17 protein-coding genes and 2 pseudogenes are annotated in these 16,770 nt (G+C 66.9%); 9 read left to right on the top strand and 10 right to left on the bottom strand.

The genetic code is table 11. From position 1 onward, the window contains the following. Nucleotides 1–7: 7 nt before the first annotated feature. The 7 genes from ACWEOI_RS12840 to ACWEOI_RS12810 all read right to left on the bottom strand — a co-directional run bounded on the left by ACWEOI_RS12840 (nucleotide 8) and on the right by ACWEOI_RS12810 (nucleotide 5,481). Nucleotides 8–457 (bottom strand): MaoC family dehydratase, encoded by a 450-nt coding sequence (locus ACWEOI_RS12840; protein ID WP_452359695.1) that lies wholly within the window; start codon nucleotides 455–457, stop codon nucleotides 8–10. Between the two features lie 27 nt (nucleotides 458–484). Beyond that, entirely contained in the window at nucleotides 485–1,123 is a 639-nt protein-coding gene (locus ACWEOI_RS12835; RefSeq protein WP_452359694.1) for an alpha/beta hydrolase, read from the bottom strand. A gap of 34 nt (nucleotides 1,124–1,157) precedes the next feature. Next, on the bottom strand, nucleotides 1,158–2,027 hold the full coding sequence (locus ACWEOI_RS12830) for an alpha/beta fold hydrolase (protein WP_452359693.1): 870 nt from the start codon (nucleotides 2,025–2,027) through the stop codon (nucleotides 1,158–1,160). A gap of 21 nt (nucleotides 2,028–2,048) precedes the next feature. Continuing rightward, complete coding sequence (locus ACWEOI_RS12825; protein WP_452359692.1) at nucleotides 2,049–2,894, bottom strand: MBL fold metallo-hydrolase; 846 nt, start codon at nucleotides 2,892–2,894, stop codon at nucleotides 2,049–2,051. Nucleotides 2,895–3,179: 285 nt separating this feature from the next. Next, a complete protein-coding gene (locus tag ACWEOI_RS12820) occupies nucleotides 3,180–4,103 on the bottom strand; it encodes an NADP-dependent oxidoreductase (RefSeq protein WP_452359691.1) in 924 nt (307 codons plus the stop codon). 37 nt (nucleotides 4,104–4,140) lie between these two features. Next, nucleotides 4,141–5,058, bottom strand: a complete 918-nt coding sequence (locus tag ACWEOI_RS12815) for an SDR family oxidoreductase (RefSeq protein ID WP_452359690.1) — start codon at nucleotides 5,056–5,058, stop codon at nucleotides 4,141–4,143. A 3-nt stretch (nucleotides 5,059–5,061) separates the two neighbouring features. Further along, a complete protein-coding gene (locus ACWEOI_RS12810) occupies nucleotides 5,062–5,481 on the bottom strand; it encodes a nitroreductase family deazaflavin-dependent oxidoreductase (RefSeq protein ID WP_452359689.1) in 420 nt (139 codons plus the stop codon). Nucleotides 5,482–5,577: 96 nt separating this feature from the next. On the opposite strand from ACWEOI_RS12810, the gene ACWEOI_RS12805 reads away from it, so the two are divergent. Beyond that, nucleotides 5,578–6,138, top strand: coding sequence for a MarR family winged helix-turn-helix transcriptional regulator (locus tag ACWEOI_RS12805; protein WP_452359688.1), 561 nt, complete (start codon nucleotides 5,578–5,580; stop codon nucleotides 6,136–6,138). A 137-nt stretch (nucleotides 6,139–6,275) separates the two neighbouring features. Here the strand turns inward: ACWEOI_RS12805 and ACWEOI_RS12800 are convergent, their stop codons facing one another. Beyond that, on the bottom strand, nucleotides 6,276–9,002 hold the full coding sequence (locus ACWEOI_RS12800; RefSeq protein WP_452359687.1) for a helix-turn-helix transcriptional regulator: 2,727 nt from the start codon (nucleotides 9,000–9,002) through the stop codon (nucleotides 6,276–6,278). A gap of 119 nt (nucleotides 9,003–9,121) precedes the next feature. Between ACWEOI_RS12800 and ACWEOI_RS12795 the strand changes: the two genes are divergently transcribed. The 6 genes and pseudogenes from ACWEOI_RS12795 to ACWEOI_RS12770 all read left to right on the top strand — a co-directional run. After that, on the top strand, nucleotides 9,122–9,805 hold the full coding sequence (locus tag ACWEOI_RS12795; RefSeq protein ID WP_452359686.1) for an alpha/beta fold hydrolase: 684 nt from the start codon (nucleotides 9,122–9,124) through the stop codon (nucleotides 9,803–9,805). Nucleotides 9,806–9,883: 78 nt separating this feature from the next. Further along, nucleotides 9,884–10,009, top strand: a complete 126-nt coding sequence (locus ACWEOI_RS12790; RefSeq protein WP_452359685.1) for a hypothetical protein — start codon at nucleotides 9,884–9,886, stop codon at nucleotides 10,007–10,009. Between the two features lie 212 nt (nucleotides 10,010–10,221). Next, a pseudogene (locus ACWEOI_RS12785) lies at nucleotides 10,222–10,875 on the top strand (DUF4158 domain-containing protein); the annotation flags it as partial. Beyond that, nucleotides 10,817–12,085: a diguanylate cyclase domain-containing protein gene (locus ACWEOI_RS12780; RefSeq protein WP_452359684.1), complete on the top strand. Its 1,269-nt coding sequence runs from the start codon at nucleotides 10,817–10,819 to the stop codon at nucleotides 12,083–12,085. The pseudogene ACWEOI_RS12785 and the gene ACWEOI_RS12780, both read left to right, overlap by 59 nt. 688 nt (nucleotides 12,086–12,773) lie before the next feature. Then, nucleotides 12,774–13,202 carry a response regulator transcription factor gene (locus tag ACWEOI_RS12775; RefSeq protein ID WP_452359683.1) on the top strand — a complete coding sequence of 143 codons (429 nt, stop codon included), beginning with the start codon at nucleotides 12,774–12,776 and terminating at the stop codon, nucleotides 13,200–13,202. Nucleotides 13,203–13,378: 176 nt separating this feature from the next. Beyond that, a pseudogene (locus ACWEOI_RS12770) lies at nucleotides 13,379–13,627 on the top strand (amidohydrolase family protein); the annotation flags it as partial. A 371-nt stretch (nucleotides 13,628–13,998) separates the two neighbouring features. Here the strand turns inward: ACWEOI_RS12770 and ACWEOI_RS12765 are convergent. Further along, nucleotides 13,999–14,544, bottom strand: coding sequence for an RICIN domain-containing protein (locus tag ACWEOI_RS12765; RefSeq protein ID WP_452359682.1), 546 nt, complete (start codon nucleotides 14,542–14,544; stop codon nucleotides 13,999–14,001). Between the two features lie 229 nt (nucleotides 14,545–14,773). On the opposite strand from ACWEOI_RS12765, the gene ACWEOI_RS12760 reads away from it, so the two are divergent. After that, a complete protein-coding gene (locus ACWEOI_RS12760; protein ID WP_452359681.1) occupies nucleotides 14,774–14,896 on the top strand; it encodes a hypothetical protein in 123 nt (40 codons plus the stop codon). 147 nt (nucleotides 14,897–15,043) lie between these two features. On the opposite strand, the gene ACWEOI_RS12755 is transcribed toward ACWEOI_RS12760, so the two are convergent. Beyond that, the gene (locus ACWEOI_RS12755; RefSeq protein ID WP_452359680.1) at nucleotides 15,044–15,442 is read right to left on the bottom strand and encodes a hypothetical protein; all 399 of its coding nucleotides are present in this window, start codon (nucleotides 15,440–15,442) and stop codon (nucleotides 15,044–15,046) included. 340 nt (nucleotides 15,443–15,782) lie between these two features. On the opposite strand from ACWEOI_RS12755, the gene ACWEOI_RS12750 reads away from it, so the two are divergent. Continuing rightward, nucleotides 15,783–16,751, top strand: a complete 969-nt coding sequence (locus tag ACWEOI_RS12750) for a zinc-dependent alcohol dehydrogenase family protein (protein ID WP_452359679.1) — start codon at nucleotides 15,783–15,785, stop codon at nucleotides 16,749–16,751. Nucleotides 16,752–16,770: the final 19 nt, after the last annotated feature.

Genomic DNA, 16,770 nt, shown 5'->3' with positions numbered 1-16,770 from the left:
CTTCGATTCAGCGGACGGGAGGTTTGTTGAAGACGACGATCCGGGCCTTGGTTCGTTGCCGTACCTTTCCGGCCTGATTGAGTGTCGAGTGTTCGGTGGTGACGAATCCCGGTGACGTGAGCGACGGCGCCGGTCGCACGTCGGTGACCGTGAGTTCGACATGCAACTCATCGCCCGGACGGGTGGGCGTGGGCCAATTCAGTTCCATACTGGCGCCGATGATTCCGTGCGCGATCGGCAATCCGCTGGTGACCAGCAAGCGCATGGTGATCGCGGCGGTGTGCCAGCCGCTGGCGGCGAGCCCACCGAAGAACGTCTCGACCGCGCCGGCTTCACTCAGATGAAACGGCTGAGGGTCGTATCGCGTTGCGAAACAGATGATTTCCTCTGCTGTCACGGTGTATGTCCCGGTACGGACAGTGCTTCCGATCTCGATGTCCTCGAGCCACAGGTTCATGGTGGATCACACCTCCCCGAATCGGTATCACGGCTGGTCGCGGATCCACGCCTCGGCGAAGGCGGTCCACGTCCCGGCGCTGCCCGCGCCGTGAGCCAACCCGAGACTGTGCGGGCCGTGCGCGAAGACATGCGCCTCGTGCGGAACCCCGTGTGCCGCTAGCGCGGTCACCAAACGGTAGGTGTGCTCGACGGGCACGTACGGGTCCTCGGCGGTGTGCCAGACAAAGAACGGTGGCGCCTGGGGCGACACCAAGCGGTCCAGGGACGTTGCCCTGCGCGACTCGGGGTTCGCGTTCTCCCCGAGCAGGATCAGCCGAGCAGGACGGTAGGTTTCGGTCTCCATCGACGTGATCGGATACCCGAGAACCACCAACTGCGCTGATTCGGCCGCGGTCATCGGGTGCGTGAGGGCGGCCAGCCCGGCGAGATGACCTCCCGCCGAGAAGCCGATCAGCCCGATCCGCTGCACACCCTCGGCTCGTTGTCGACGGATCTCCGCGCGAAGCGCATCCAACGGGCCAGGATGGGCGGTGTTCAGGGGATAGCGGAACACGGTGGCGGACAGGCCGATATCGGTCAGCCATTGCGCAATCGGCTCCGCCTCGTGCGATGCGTGTTGGGCGTATCCTCCGCCGGGCAGAACGATCATGTGGGTGTCGGCCACCGTGTCCTCCATCCTCTCTATTCGAAGCGGCGCCTCACACGTCGCCGAGGAATTCGATGACATCGGAGGCGAACTGCTCGTGGTGCTGGAACAGGAAGCCGTGGGCCGAGTCGGGGTAGATGGTGACCTTCGCGTCGGGCAGCAGACCGGCGACGAGGTAGGAGAACTTCGGCAGGATCATGGGATCGCTGTCACCGTTCGCCACGAAGACCGGCGCGGTGAGCGCGGTGAGCTCGGACAGCAGCGCGATATTCGGGATACCCCATGTGGTCACGGCGTCGTATTGGGCCATCCGGGTGGCCCAATCGGTTGGTGCGTCGCGGTCTTCGGTGCGACCGTAGATTCGCGACAAGGTGCCCATGCCTGCGGTGCGGCTGGATTCCGAAGCGGTGAAGAACACGTCCAGGTATTGCTGGGGCGAGGTTTGGGGTTCGCCGATCGCGTCGATGACGTCGGTGGCCCAGCCGTGCATGCCGAGCGCGCCACGAGGCGCTGTGGACGCCAGCACTACCTTGCCCACAGCGTCAGGGCGGGTGAGTGCGACCCGCTGGGCGACGAAGCTGCCGATGCTGAACCCGAGCAGATCGAACTTGTCCAACTGCAGGGCAGTGGTGAAGGCCAGCACTTCGCGGGCCATCTGATCGATGCTGTCGGCTGGGACGCCGCCGCTGCCGCCGACTCCCTGATAGTCGACGGTGATCACCCGACGATGCTGCGCCAGCGCGTCGATCAGCAGCGGATCCCAGTTGTCGAGGTTGCCGCGGAAATGCACCAACAGCACCAAGGGCCGGCCGGTGCGAGGGCCGACGTCGCGGTAGGCGTAGTCCACGCCATCGTCGGCTCGAATGCTGAGGTTCGGCGCGGACGCGTAGCCGGCGGCCGTGTGGAGTTCGGTGGCGGTCATCGCATTCTCCTTACCGGTTGATCAGTTCTGAAACTGGGAGTAGGCGGCGACGAACAACGTGTAGGGGTTGCCGAAGCCGGGGAACAAGCCGCTGATTTCGTCGAAGACCTCTTGCGCCGAGGGCAGTTTGGCGACCGCGCGGTCGAATGCCTCGATATACGAACGGGATTGCGCGATCTGCCGTTCGGCGGCGTCGTCGGGTGCGCCCGGATCCTTGTGCCCGGCGATGATCGTCGCGGGACGCAGTGCGGCGATCTTGTCGATGGTGTCCAGCCAGGTCCGGCGGCTGTCTGGCGTCGAGTTCCACAACCACATATGGATGTTGTTGTACACGGCGTCGCCGGAGCAGACGGTGTCCAGCTCGGGGATGTGGACGACGGTATCGAGGACGCCGTCGGCACCGCCGACCTCGACCAATCGCACCGGGTGGTCGTCGACGGTCAGCGTGTCGGATTCCATCGGCTGCGGTAGCGCGGGGTTGCGGTCGAAGCGATCGCCGAACCAGCCGATCCAGTTCTGCTGTACCTCCGGCCCGAGGTTGTAGCGCGCTTCCTCGATGACCGTGGTGTTGAGTGCCAGTAACCGCGCCTGCGGGAACGCTTCCAGGATCGGCCGCGCCCCGAAGAAGTGATCACCATGGCCATGGGTGATGACAACGTTGGTGAGGTTCTTGCCGGTTTCGCCGACCCACTCGGCGAGGCGCCGACCCTCCTCGATCGTCATGAGCGCGTCGACGAGGATCGCCTCCCGCTCACCGGAGATCAGGGTGGCGGTGGAGGCGGGCCAGGTAGCGGGTTTCGGGTCCCAACCCGGTCCTCCGTTGATCGGCAGGTATCCGGCGTTGAAGACATCGATGGTGAGAGACATGAGGATCGGCTTTCGCTCGCGAGGGAAGCAATCCGGTGGCCTGGACCACCTGACCTTCGAGTCCAACCGAGTATGCGAAAAACGATCCGAGGTGCTCTATCACCTAAACATGTGACCCTGCCTCGATATGCGGCCAGGCCTCGAGCGTCCTGCTCAGCAGCGAGACGCAGATTGATGCGGTCGAGCAGTTCTCTACTTCGGCCGCCACCCCGCCCGGCCCGGGCGCGCTCGGCATGTGCGGAGCCAACGCGGCCGCGCGGGCCCTGGACTATCTCTCGCGCACCGTCAGGTCGTGAGCACGATCTTGCCGTGGGTGTGGCGGCGTTCGAGCTCGGTGTAGGCCTCGCGGACCTGGTCCAGGGGGTAGACGTTCGCGATGGGGACCTCGAGCGAGCCCTCGGCGATCAAACCGGCCAGCTCGCCGAGGATCTCGGCGCCCGGCCCGGCCTCCGCGCCGCCGTCGGTCTTGACCCCGTACTTCGCGGCGGCCTGATAGTCGGCGATGGTGTCGATCCGATCGGGCGCGACGCCGAGGGCCAGCGCCAGGTCCACGTAGCCGTTGCCATGGGTGTCGAGGAAGGCGTCCACACCGTGGGGCGCGACCGCCTTGATCCGGTCCGCGACGCCGTCGCCGTAGGCGACCGGGACCACGCCGTGGCCGCGCAGCCACTCGTGATTGCTCTCGCTCGCCAAACCGATGACCGTGGCCCCGGACCGGCGCGCGAGTTGCACCACCAGCGAGCCGACGCCCCCGGCAGCGCCGGAGACGACAACAGTCTCATCCTTCTGGATCTGCACGGATTGCACTACACCCCAAGCGGTTACACCGGCCACGTACAGGCCACCGGCAGTCTCCCAGGGGACGTTCTCCGGCTTGGGCGTGAGGTGATCGGCCTCCACCACGACCAGCTCGGCTTGGGAGGACCGCTGGTCCGAGAAGCCGATGACCTCGTCGCCGGGCGCGAATCCGGTGACGCCCGAACCCACTTCCTCGATCACCCCGGCGAAGTCGCTGCCCTGCCCGGACGGGAAGGTCGAGGGGAAGATGTCCGCCACCGCCCCCGCCCGGATGACCGCCTCACTGATATTGATCCCGGCCGCCTTCACCCGCACGAGGACCTGCCGGTCACCGGGAATCGGGCGTTCGACCTCCTCGACGCGCAGAACATCGATCCCACCGAACTCGTTGTATCGGACTGCCTTTGCCATGATCGGTCGCCTCTCCTGTGGATCGGATGTCGCCGGTTCAGTGCTCGGCGCGGAGTTGTTCGGCCAAGCGCGCGACCGCCGCCTCGGCCGTCGGCGGCGCCCCGAAGACTTCGGCCTGCCGGGTGGTGTCGGCGACGTAATTGCCGCTGTCGAACCAGCGGACCATCGCTGCCATGTCCTTCAGGGACGGCGCGAACGGCCCCACGAGTGCACCGGCCACTCGGATGAGCAGCGGCGGGATGGCGCGCACGGTGATCGCGCGGTCGGTGGCTCGACCGAGTAGCTCTGCGATGTCGGCGATGCTGGTGGGCCTGTTCCAACCGAGATCGATACGTTCGCCGGGACGCACGTCGGCATCGACAGCGGCGGCGAGATATCCGGCGAGGTCGGCGGTCAGCACGAACGTCAACGGCGTGCGGGCCTTGCCCATCCATAGAATGCGGCCCGTCTCGACCGGATTGCCTCCGGTGGCGGCGATCTGATCGAGGAAAGCACCCGGCCGCAACGCCACGAACGGAACGCCGAGTCGTTCGAGGGCGTCCTCGGCGAGCTTCTTGTGCCAGAAGTGCGGCACATCCGGAGTCCGGTCGCTGGTCAGGATGCTGGTCAGGACGAACCGCCGCACATCCGCCTTGGCGGCCGCCGCCGCGAGATTCGCGTTGCCGACCGTGTCGATCTCGACGGCGTTCTTGTTCGCACCGGTGTACCCAGCGGCGGTGGTGATCACCGCGTCCATGCCGTCCATGGCGGCGAGCAGTGAGTCCGGGGCGAGCATGTCGCCGCGGACGATCGATACGCCCCGGGCTTCCAGCGCGGTCGCGTCCGACGCGGGCCGGACCAGCGCGCGGATCTGCTTGCCGCGCGCGAGCAGTTCGCCGACGACCCGGGATCCGAGGTGCCCGGTGGCGCCGACCACGAGGACCGGTGCGGCCGGATCCGGCGAGGCGCTGGACATGGCCTACACCCGGCTGAGTTCGAGCACGGGAATGGTTCGGATGCCGGCGGTTTGGCGTTCGTATTCGGCGAACCCGGGGAAGCGCCGTGCCTGTTCGGCATAGATGCGATCGCGTTCCGCGCCGGGCACCTCGCGGACGGTGACCGGGTACGCCTCGGTGCCGCGCTCGACACTCGCCGCGCCCGCGGCGGTCAGATTGAAGTACCAGTCCGGGCTGGTGGGTGCGCCACCGCTGGTCGCGAAGACGTAGATGCTGTCCGGGTCGGTCTCGTTCGCGAGGTACATCACCGGGCTGACGAACTCCCGCCCGCTCTTGCGGCCGAGGTGATGCAGCAGCACCAGCGACGCGCCCTCGAAGACACCGCCGACCTTGCCCTCGTTCGCTCGAAACTCCGTGATGGTCTGTGCGTTCCAGTCGCTCATGTCCGACTCCCCTCGATTTGTTGCTATGTAAACAAATCTTCCTCCACGGAGAGTTACATGTCAACAAAATCGCCGATCCGAGGTAGGGTCGAGTTCATGGATCAGGAGCTGATGGACGAGCGTGAGACCCGCGCCTGGGTTTCGTTCCAGCACCTGCGCATCGAAGTCAATCTGGTGCTCGCGCGTATGCTGGCCCGCGAATTCGGGCTCACCGAAGCCGATTTCGTGATCCTGCTCCGGCTGGCCAACAGCCCAGGACACCGGCTGCGCGCCCGCGACATGGCCACGGCGCTGCAGTGGGAGCGCAGCCGCCTGTCCCGCCAGATCTCCCGGATGGAGACCCGGGGCACCGTCGGCCGCGCACCGAGTGAGGGCGACGCCCGTGGCTTCGACGTCGTGCTGACCGACGCCGGTCGCGCCGCGTTCGACGCCGCGTGGCCGTCCTACGTGGCGAGCATCCGCCATTGCTTCGCCGACGTGCTGTCCGTCGATCAACTCGACGCCCTCACCGATATCGCCCAGACCATCGACCGCCATTTCACCGCCGAGCACTGCCCCGGCGGCCTACCCGACCCCGCGAAGGCGGCCGGTACCCGCACGACGGCGGCCGGCATCGTGAGCGACCCGGCCGCGGATTCGCTCGAATCAGCGGGCTGACGAGACCGATCGACGGCAGGACAGTTCGGCGAGTACGCCGGTGATGACGGCGGTGACCTCGTCGGGATGGGTCTGCATGACCAGGTGGAGTGCGTCGAGTTCGACGAACTTACGCAGCCCGTTCCCGTCCTGCCCCGCTATGTCCTCGGGTCTGGCAGTCGTTCGAGCGCGTCCCGCAGCGCGGCACGCGAGCTGATGCCAAGTTTCGGGAACACGCGGTAGAGGTGAGCTCCAATGGTTCGCGGGGAGAGATAGAGCCGTTCGCCGATTTGCTTGTTCGTCAGGCCCGCGGCAGCCAGGTCGGCGATCTCGCGCTCTTGCGGAGTCAGCGGGCCGGGCGGCTCGGTGCCTCGGTCGGCGACGGTCAATCCACTGGCACGAAGCTCAGCGTGGCAGCGCGTTGCCCATGGGATGGCACCGAGCCGTTCGAACGTGTCCTGTGCGTCCGCCAGCTGGTGACGAGCCTCGGAAGTGGACTTGACCCTGCGGAGCCGTTCGCCGTACGCGAGCCGAATCCGCGCGTGCGCGAACGGCCATCGGCTCGCCCCCGGGATCGCGAGCGCGGTATCGAACGCATCGGTGAAGGAGGTGGACGGGGCGGTCATTGCAATGGCGCCGGCCGTGATCAGGGCCAGCCGGGGCGAGAGATCGGCGACCGCCGCCTGCTGGATGTCGGCGACGTGCACCCTCGCCTCGGTCATCCGCTCAGCCCGGACGGCCGCTTCGACCAAGTCGAGCAGGACCCACAGGGCGACGGGCTTGTAGACGGGAACTGTTTCCGGTGAACAGATCTCGACCGCGTGACGGTACGCGCTCTCGAATTCCCCGTGGCCGAGCGCGTCGACGGCCCTCGCGTGCGCAGCGAGCTGCAACACGAAACCGATGCGATTAGGCCCACCCCAATTCACCAGATCGTCGGTCAGACCGCGAACGATCAGCCGATCACCACGAGCAGCGGCGACCATTGCCTGGTCATACTTCAGGAAACCGCCGAGCAGCCGATAGTGGTGCCGGGTCGTGAGCGCGAGACCCTCGTCGGCCAGTCTCAGCACGCGGTCCCAGTCGCCGCTCAGAACGCCGTCGAATCCCAGCACCGCAAGAGCTTTGATCGCCGATGCGACGGCGCCCCCGGCCCGGCCGTGCTCGACCACCCGCCACAGTGCGTTGCGGCATCCGGCCATCCGGTCCACGTACATCCCAGCGATGGCGAGCCGCACCGCGTGGGCGTGATCGGATTGGTCGCCGATAGCGGCGATCGCCTCGTCGAGCCGCGGCAGCGATGGCCCCGCCAAGCCCGCGGGCTGGAGGAATGTGCTGCCGAGCAGAGACAGGATTTCCGGGGGCTCGAGCCCCAGCCCGTCGAGAGCAGCCTGGTAATCGTCGAGCAGCTCGGCACGAGAACCGAACGAGCAGTTCGCCTGCAGCACATAGACGATCTCGCTCAGCGGCGCGTCCCAGCCCCTGACCGGCTGTCCGACATTGTGCAGAGCTCCGAGCAGCAACCGGTGGATGGTGTCGATGTCTCCGCCGCTGTTCACCATGTACGCCGCCGCGGCGACGGCGGACGCCACGGTCCGGCCCTGCACGCCGCGATCGGTGGCGAGCGCCCGCGGGTCCGTGAGATTTCCGGTGACGTCGGCGCCGAGATAGGTCGCGAACATGGCACGGCGGTCGTGGTCTTCGGGATCGGGGCTCAGCGCGGCGGCCCCCAGTAGCAGGTCGATCGCGCCGACCGGGTCACCGCGTCCCTTGGTCTTCAGCGCGGCCTCCTCGAGCAACTGCGCGATCTGTTCGTCCGGCGACGAAGCCGCCTCCGCGAGATGCCAAGCACGCCTTTCGGATTCGGCTGGGTGCCGCATTGCCAACCGGCGATGCGTCTCGCGTCTCTCCTGGTCGGTCGACAGATCGACGACCGCGGATCGCGTGAGCGGATGGCGGAACTGGACCCCGCGGGTCACCGGATGAACCCGGATCAGCCGGGCACGCTCGGCAGGTTCGAGCGCTCCGAACGAGATCGCGGGGAACAACTCGCCGGTACCGTCGAGTGCCGCGAGCAGCAACTGGGCGCGGGTCTCGGCGGGGAGCCCTTCGATACGCCGGGCGAAGGTCTGCCGGAGCCGTCGGCCGACGGGCGTGCGACCGAGGTCGGCAGCGGCCGGGCCGTCGGGCGTCGGAAGTTCGATCAGCGCCAATGGGTTTCCCTGCGCCTCGGCCAGTACCTGCCGCATCGCCCGTGGCGGCAGCTCGGGGAAAGCCTCGGTGAGCAGCTCCGTCGCGGCGTCGTCGTCGAGCGGTCCGACGGCGATCTCCGGAAGCCCGGCACCCTCGAATACGCTGTCCTCCCCCGCGCGCACCACACCGAGCAAGCCGACGCCGGTGCCGTCCAGCCGTCGCGCGAGGATGCCGAACAGCGTGGCACTGGCTCGGTCGAGCCACTGCAGGTCGTCGACCACCACCAGTACCGAGGACTCGGCCGCGGCCGCGGACAGCAGGGCAAGCAGTGCGTTCGTCAGCGCGAGCTGATCGGGCGCAGGGCCCTCCTCGACGCCGACGGCAACGCCGACCGCGCGGCGAGAGCCGGGCGGGAGCGCCCCGAGCTCGGCCGACAGTGGAGCTATCAGTTGATGCAGGCCGGCGAAGCTCACCTGCGCCTCGAATTCCACACCGGAGGCCCGCAAGACACGCGCGCCGAGTTCGGCCGCGTGGGTGGCCGCCGCGCCGAGCAGCGCGGTCTTGCCGACGCCCGCCTCGCCCACCATCAGCCGCGCCCCGCCCTCGGCGACGGCGGTTTCGACGAAGCCGTGTAGCAGGCCCAGCTCGCGCGCACGTCCTACCAGCCGACCCGACGACACCCAACCCTGCACACCCAGACCCTACTGGCGGAACCGCGTTCGGACGGTCGAAGACAGTCATTTGACCGATTCGTGGTGGGGGCCGGAGTTCGTAGATTCACTGCTGTCCACCAGGTTTCGAAGGAGACAAGATGAGTGCCACCATCGTTCTCGTACACGGCGGGTTCGTCGACGGCGCCGGCTGGCGCGGGGTATACGACGTGCTGACCGCCGACGGCTTCGACGTCCACATCGTGCAGAACCCGACGAAGTCGCTGGCCGACGATGCCGCCACGACGCGCGACGTACTCGACGGCATCGACGGCCCTGCCGTCCTCGTCGGCCACTCGTACGGCGGTGCCGTGATCACAGAGGCCGGCAACCACGACAAAGTCGGCGCGCTGGTCTACGTGACGGCCTTCGCCCCCGACCAAGGCGAATCGGTCAATACGCTGCTCGGCACGTTCCCGACCGACGGGCCCCAGCCCCCCATCCTGCCGCCGGTCAACGGCTACCTGTTCCTGGACCGCGGCAAGTTCGCCGAATCGTTCGCAGCCGACGTCTCCGAACAGGAGGCGGCGTTCATGGCCGACTCCCAAGTGCCGTGGGGGCTGGACGCACTCGGAGGCGTTGTGACCAAGGCCGCCTGGCAATCCAAGCCCAGCTGGTACCTCCACGTCACCGAAGACCGCATGATCCCGCCGACCGCCCAGGCCTCGATGGCGCAACGCATCGGTGCCACCGTCGCCGAGACACCCGGAAGCCACGCGATTTACGTATCGCAGCCCGGCGTGGTGGCCGACCTGATCAAGAAGGCCGCGGCGACGCTCCAGTGAGACCCTGTGTGCCGCTCGCATGCTCGGGCGGCACACACGGCTTTCCGAAGCCGGCGAGCAAGGTGGCCACTATCCGCGATGGCCTCGCCCACCATCGGCGCGGCCCTATCGGCGCTGGATCAGGCCGACGGCCGCTACGGCCTGCAAACCATGTGCGAGGCAGGCAGATTGGCCAAGGCCGTGACCATCAAACTGCTGAACTGAGCGTTGCTTCGCCCGCCGATGAATCCAACAAAGGTCGGATAGGCAGTAGTGGTGTAACTGAACGGGATCCGGCGCTAAGCCTTCGGGATCCGGCGCTACGGATTGGTCGGTGAGCGAACCGATTGTTTTGATTCGGAAATCGCGAGCATGGTTGTGGCGCTGGTGGTTTCATTTGCGGCTGTGCAGGATGAGGGCGTTCGGCGGCATATGGCCGGTACGGTGCGTTGTCCCGGGTCGAGTTGGAACGGTTTTTCGATCTGGACGATGAGGACCGCAAACTGCTCGCGGCCCGACGCCGGGATTCGAACCGGCTCGGGTTTGCCCTACAACTGGTTACTGTCCGTCATATAGGGATGTTCCTGCCCGATCCGCTCGAGGTGCCTGCGGAGTTGGTGGAGTACCTGGCCGCCCAGCTCGATATCGCGGATCCGGCGTGTGTGAAGTCCTACACCGATCGGGACAAGACCAAACTCGAGCACGCCTGGGAGATCCAGCGCGAGTACGACCTTGTGCCCTTCGCCGAGGTCGAGGCCGGGTTGGTGGCGTGGATCGCCGATCAGGCGTGGATGACCGGCGACGGCCCGAAAGCGATCTTCGACGGCGCGGTCACGTGGCTACGGAATCGTAATTCCCTGCTGCCGCAAGGGCTGATCCAGGGCGGCTGTCTCGGGGGGCGCGGCCGCGCCGGTGATCACGACGAGTCCGCAGCACCGATGACCTCGCGGAACGGTGGCGGCTGGGTGCTGGACGGACTAGACTTCCGTCGCCGGGCACACAGTTGGCCCGGCTGCCGAAGGCGGCAGCAGGATGGCCAAGGTCGGGGTCAGCCCCGGACGGAGGTACCGCGACATTCCGGCGACCATTGATGCCGAGTGGATCGAGAGCCTCTCGCACTGTGCCCTGCCGCAGATCGAGTCTGCGCAGCTCGTCGAGGCAGTTCGTACGGCGGTCGGCCGGCTCACTGCCGCCCTTGCGGGCGAGTATCCCGATATCGAGGTCGTGCAGCAGGTCGCGGCCGATCTCGTGGCGGCCGGCGCCGCGGACCCGGCGGTCGTCGCCCGCTCGGTACCGAGCCTGTGCGGCCTGGCCGAGCGGGCCGGTCACGGCGCCGCCGATCGGGTCGCCGCGATCGTGGGCGCATTCGGCGAAGGGTTCGCCCGGGCGGCGGCCGAGGCCGCCGAGGCCCGGTTCGAGGCGATGGAGGCCGCTTACCGCAACACGCCCGTGGCTATCGTGATCGGCAGCACCGACGGCATGATCTACGAGGTCAACCCCACATTCGAGCGGCTGATGGGGGTTCGCGCCAGCGATCTGCGCGGCACACCGGGATATCGGCTGTTGCCGCCGGACCAGCGTGAGCGGGTCCTGAGCACGCTCCGATCGGGGCGCCGTTTCACATCCCAAGGACCGCTGCCACAGGCCGATGGGACCGAGATCTGGATGGCCTGGACCGGGCTTCCGGCGACGTCGAGGTCCGGCCGGCACTACATGCTCGGATTCGGCCAGAACATCACCGAGCAGCGAAAAGCTACCGAACAACTGAAGTGGCAGGCCCTGCACGACCCCCTCACTCTGCTGCCGAACCGCCGGCATCTGCTCGAGCATCTGGGACGGACGGCAGATTCGTGCGGGCCGCTGGACACGGTCGGGGTGTGCGCACTGGACTTGGACGCGTTCAAACCGGTGAACGACCGGCACGGTCACCTCATCGGTGACCAGTTGCTGATCGAGGTCGCGCATCGGATGCAGGCGGCGGTCGTGGGCGCTGACTGGTTCCTGGCCCGGGTCGGTGGCGACGAGTTCGTGGCGGTGATACCGCCGGGGACGGACACCGACAGGATCTATGCGATTCTTTCGGGCCTGCAGGCCGCGCTGCGCGAGCCGTACCATATCGCTGGCCACGACCTCAGCATCACCGTCAGCGTCGGCGCGGTGCTGGGCCCGATGACCGGACACGATCCGACCCAGGTTCTCGATGCCGCCGACCGGGTGCTCTACGAAGCCAAGACAAACGGGGCGGATCGGCTGGTGCTTCGCCGGTTCACCGCGGACGGCGATCTGCCGTCGAGTCCATGAACCAGCGCACGGCCAAGCGGTTCCGCCGATGCCGGAACCGTTGTGGTCCACCGGGCCCACATCGGTGATCGAGGTATCGACGCCGTGTCCGTGCAGCGCGGTCTGGCAGTACGCGCTGTTGTTCCCAGCGCATAGACCCGAACGGCCCACTGGCCGAGGCGAATTGGGACAAGCAGCGGCTCGGCGCGTATCACCCAGGCCGATCGGGTCGTGTTGAACTCTGCTCGCCGACCTGGCCCACCGATCACGTCATCGATGAGCTTCGGTGCGAGCTGCGCACCGAATCAGTTGGGCGGCACTGGGTTCAGGAGTGGAAACCGGCGGTGGATGGTGCGGATCTGTCGTCGAATCTGCTCGAGTTCGGCCTCGATCGCCTGATTCGGTTCTCCGCGCCATAGACCCTGCCAATTTCGATCGGTGTCCGGCGGGGTCGGGGTGCGCGAATCGTCCGCTCGGCCTACCCCGTCATGGCAGCTTGCTCCCTACCGCTTGAGGGATGCCACGGAAGCAGGGTGATGTGTAAACGCTATGAAAACACGCCACAAAAGCATTGCCGAGAGATTGCCAACTGACATAGCGTCGAGGAACATCGATCGCGGTGCCGCCGATGCGAGAGCGATACCGACTCCATTCAGCTTCGTGACGCTGCGGATTCGACGGTCGGGGACCCGTCAGCTGAGGATCCGCCATGAGTCAAATCCCCTATTCTTCAAGAGAATTCACACTTCCTTCGATAAGCAAAGCTACGCGCGGCAGAGTTCTTGTTGTCGAGAGCAATCCGGCAGCGGCGGAGATTGCCGTACTTGTGCTGGCCGCCGCCGGTTATGAGGTGATTTCCGCCGGCAACGCCAAGCATGCCTTGAACGCCGCGTACCGATGGAATCCGGACCTGGTGTTGCTCGAGCTCGCACTGCCGGATCGGCCGGGCGCGGATCTGTGCCGGCAACTGATGAGTCGTGCACCGATTCCAATCATCGCGACCTCCCTCGATGGCGATCCCGATGTCATCGCCGATGCTTACGCGGCCGGTGCGTGCGACTACCTGCCCAAACCACTGAGAAGCGGTGCACTGCTCGACCGCATCAGCGCCAATCTGGCGGTGCCGCAGGCGGCCTGAGGCTCCTGCCGATTCGGCAACGATGGCGTGCCTCGACGAGGGGTGTGGCGCGGTGTCCAGTTCAGTCGGGCGATCGACGTAATCCGTCCAACGCCAGGTCCAGCAGCCGTTCGGCCTGCTCGCGTTGCTCGGATTTGCCCGATCGCAGATAGAAAGGTGCGGTGTCAGTAGTCCCACACGGGGCGAGCCTGCACCACGAACTGGAACTGCTCGTGCGCGCCGGACTCTCCCCCGCGGCGGCCCTGCACGCCGCCACCGCCGCCCCGGCGCGGCACTTCGGCCTGAGCGACCGGGGTGCCATCGCCCCGGGCTTGCGCGCGGATCTGGTGCTGCTCGACGCCGACCCCCTCGCCGACATCGCCGCCACCCGCGCCATCTGGTGCGGCGGCACCGAACACGCTCCCGCGCAAGAACTTCCGGCCTGAGACGACCGCTGCGCGGGCCGCGGCGGGCAGTCGCCGCCGTCCTGGGGTTTCCGGGAAGTAGCCTCACGCAGCCAGATCACAACCTGGAACTTGAACCGTCACACTGGCAAGGCTCGCAGAGCCCACGGGCACGGTGCCCTGACCACCGGAATGCCTACCTGGCTGAAACCTGTCAGGAAACCCTGCTGACGAGGCATGCCGAAGAACACCGCCGACATGCACCGAATCTCAAAGTCTCTTGTCACTCGGGCGAAAACTACCGGGACCCCTGGACGCCGCCGCGTCAGCGGATTACTCGCATCGATCGTTTTCCGAACAGCCCGGCCTGAGCGGGAATCGGCAGGAACTTGGTTCGAGTGTTCGGCCCGCGGTCACCACTGCTGCGCGGGTCCACCGTTGCACGGGATGACCTGAACGACGCTCGTGAGGGTTCTGCCCTCGAGGGTTTGGCCGTCCAGACACATGGCTCCGTCGAGGCCATTGTGGAGAGTATTACCGGGGCCGGTGAACCACTCCTGCGCGAGGCCGCCGTTGCACGGGATGACTTGAGCGACTCCGGTCAGGGAGACGCCGTCCATTGTCTGCGCGTCGAGGCACATACCTGGGTTGAGGCCGTTTCGCAGACTGTTGGCGGATCCGTTGATCCACTGCTGCGCGGGCCCGCTGTTGCAGGTGATGACTTGAGCAACCCCCGTCAATGTGACACCGTCCATCGTCTGCGCATCCAGACACATGCCCTGAACGAGCCCATTGACCAGCGTCACACTCGCCGCCGAGGCCGACGGCGCGCAGATCACCATTGCCGCGGCGGCCAGCGCGGCTCCTGTCCCGAGCAGCCGCACCGGCTGCCGACTCCCTCGCTGCGCCGACGAACCGTCCGCCGACTGACCCACTCGAGTAACACGCGACTTCTTCATGTAGTCCCCTCCGCATCGCATCCCACATCCCGGAGCGACTTCCGTTGTAGCCGAACATCTTCCGTCCGACGCGAAGCGAAAGTATCCAGGCCAGCTTTCAAGATCCTTAACAACCTCATGCGCCCGGCCCGCCCGAGTTCGGCGTCGAGGCGGTCGAGCCGCTGCCAGACCGCCAGTGCAGCACTGGTTCTACTCAGCCGACGATGACGAGCCCCACCACGACCTCACAGTGACTGCCGACGCGGGCCCGCACCAGCACGCCCAGGTCGAGGAACTGCGGGATCCCGCAAAGCTCGGCGAGTGGATCAAGCTATTCCCCTGGCTCGACGACGGCGAGGGACGACTCCCCTGAACGGGCCCGATCGCCCTGCTCGACCGGATCGCCGCGGAGGAAGGCCGACCCGAAGCAGCCGGGCAGGCAGCCGAAACGCGGGCCCGGGCCGGGGTTCAGGTAGTAATGGCGCAGAAACCAACGAAGTTCGGGTAACCGCAGGTCAGTTCACCGGCGGCGATCGGCGCCCGGGCCGATCAGGCTGGTGAGATCGCGCATCGCCGGCGGCGGCTTGTAGTAACGGCGTAGGTTCTCGGCTTTGCGGTGCCGGGACTTGGCCATCAGCTCCAGCAGGCTCGCGCCGGCCTCGCCGAGATGGGTGAGCACGGAATGCCGGAGCTCGTGCAGATCCCACCCGGTCCCCGGCCCGTCGACGGCGGTCCCGGCGTCGAGCAGGTCACGGGCCTGGTCGTAGGACAGCCGGGCCAGCGCTAGTCCAGGCGCGTGGCGGTCACGGCCCACACGGGCAGGTGCACTTTCGAACATGAACAGTCGCGCCCCCGGCCTGGTGGCCCGGTGCAGGGCCTGCAGGTACCGGGTCTGGATTTCTTCGTCGTCGAGGAACACGTGGTAGAACGCGCTGTCGACGACGGTGTCGAACCGGGTCGAGCACCTCGCCCCGCATGGCGCCGTAGGCCACCAACTGCTGCACGACCGGTCCAGCGCGGAGAGGGAAGCTCCGCACTAGCGCCGATCGCCTTCTAGCTGGACTTTTGCGCCGCTGCTCGCCGGTAGAAGCTGAGCACGAGCGCCAAGCTGACCAGCGACAGTGCCAGTGGGTGGTGGATATACTTTCGGAGGGAAGGTGGACGCGCCTGGTTTGACGCGTCCACCGGGTGTTGCTTTCTCCTAGCTCGGTCGGCAGCCGCTCACACAGCGGCCCCACCTTCGATGGAGAGGAATCAATATGCGCGCCATCCAGATTGAACAGTTCGGCGATCCCGCGCAGGTGCTCCACGTCGTCGACATCGAGGAGCCGCCGCCACCAGGTCCGCACGAGGTTCTGTTGAGCGTTGAGATCTCGCCGTTGAACAAACACGACCTATTGGTCGTCACCGGCATGCTGGCGCGACCACCCCTGCCCCACATACCAGGCGCAGAGGGGGTCGCCCGCGTGCTTGCCGCCGGCGCCGAGGTCGATGGGCTTCAAGTCGGCGATCTGGTCGTACTACCCCTGTATGCCGGTGCGTGGCGTGAGCGGCTCGTCGTGCCCGCCGACAGCCTGTTCGCACTCCCCGCCGGCGGCAGCATCGAGCAGTACTCGATGCTGGGCAGCAACCCCCCGACGGCAGGGTTGATGCTCAGTGAGGTCACCCCAATGCAGCCCGGCGACTGGGTGGTTCAGAACGCCGCGAACTCCGGTGTGGGACGGTCATTGATCGCGCTAGCCAAACATCGTGGACTGAAGACGATCAACCTGGCCCGTGACGACGCAACGTTCGCCGAGCTCACAGCAGCCGGGGCCGACGTGGTCCACGTCGACGACCCCGATGCGGTCGGCGATGTTCGAGCGGTGATCGGCGACGCGCGAGTGGCGCTGGCAGTCGAAGCCGTCGGTGGTCCAGGGGTGGCGCGGCTGCTCGAATTGCTCTCCGACGGTGGATGGTTGGTCAGCTACTCCTGGGCCAGGAACGAACCCATGTGGGTCGACACCTCGACACTGGTCGGCAAGCACCTCACCGTCCGCGGATTCTTTATCGGCGACTTCCACTACCACGACAAGGTAGTGCCTGTCATTCGTGAGGCGGCACCGCTGGTGGCCGACGGCGCCCTCGCAGTCCCCGTGGCGGCCGTGTACCCCCTCGAGAACATCCAGGACGCGGTGCAACATCTCCTCCGTGGCGGCAAGATCCTGCTGCAAGTCGCGGGGCGATGAACGCGATCGGCAGCCAAGC

The organism is Nocardia sp. NPDC004340 (genome assembly GCF_053602575.1).
Note: the sequence above shows the minus strand (reverse complement) of the source record. Positions and strands in the feature narration are given on the sequence as shown.

What these genes read in the sequence shown, in the direction of transcription:
- ACWEOI_RS12840 (WP_452359695.1), bottom strand. Translation starts at nt 457, where the DNA reads ATGAACCTGTGGCTCGAGGACATCGAGATCGGAAGCACTGTCCGTACC.
- ACWEOI_RS12830 (WP_452359693.1), bottom strand. Translation starts at nt 2,027, where the DNA reads ATGACCGCCACCGAACTCCACACGGCCGCCGGCTACGCGTCCGCGCCG.
- ACWEOI_RS12825 (WP_452359692.1), bottom strand. Translation starts at nt 2,894, where the DNA reads ATGTCTCTCACCATCGATGTCTTCAACGCCGGATACCTGCCGATCAAC.
- ACWEOI_RS12820 (WP_452359691.1), bottom strand. Translation starts at nt 4,103, where the DNA reads ATGGCAAAGGCAGTCCGATACAACGAGTTCGGTGGGATCGATGTTCTG.
- ACWEOI_RS12815 (WP_452359690.1), bottom strand. Translation starts at nt 5,058, where the DNA reads ATGTCCAGCGCCTCGCCGGATCCGGCCGCACCGGTCCTCGTGGTCGGC.
- ACWEOI_RS12810 (WP_452359689.1), bottom strand. Translation starts at nt 5,481, where the DNA reads ATGAGCGACTGGAACGCACAGACCATCACGGAGTTTCGAGCGAACGAG.
- ACWEOI_RS12805 (WP_452359688.1), top strand. Translation starts at nt 5,578, where the DNA reads ATGGATCAGGAGCTGATGGACGAGCGTGAGACCCGCGCCTGGGTTTCG.
- ACWEOI_RS12795 (WP_452359686.1), top strand. Translation starts at nt 9,122, where the DNA reads ATGAGTGCCACCATCGTTCTCGTACACGGCGGGTTCGTCGACGGCGCC.
- ACWEOI_RS12790 (WP_452359685.1), top strand. Translation starts at nt 9,884, where the DNA reads ATGGCCTCGCCCACCATCGGCGCGGCCCTATCGGCGCTGGATCAGGCC.
- ACWEOI_RS12780 (WP_452359684.1), top strand. Translation starts at nt 10,817, where the DNA reads ATGGCCAAGGTCGGGGTCAGCCCCGGACGGAGGTACCGCGACATTCCG.
- ACWEOI_RS12775 (WP_452359683.1), top strand. Translation starts at nt 12,774, where the DNA reads ATGAGTCAAATCCCCTATTCTTCAAGAGAATTCACACTTCCTTCGATA.
- ACWEOI_RS12765 (WP_452359682.1), bottom strand. Translation starts at nt 14,544, where the DNA reads ATGAAGAAGTCGCGTGTTACTCGAGTGGGTCAGTCGGCGGACGGTTCG.
- ACWEOI_RS12750 (WP_452359679.1), top strand. Translation starts at nt 15,783, where the DNA reads ATGCGCGCCATCCAGATTGAACAGTTCGGCGATCCCGCGCAGGTGCTC.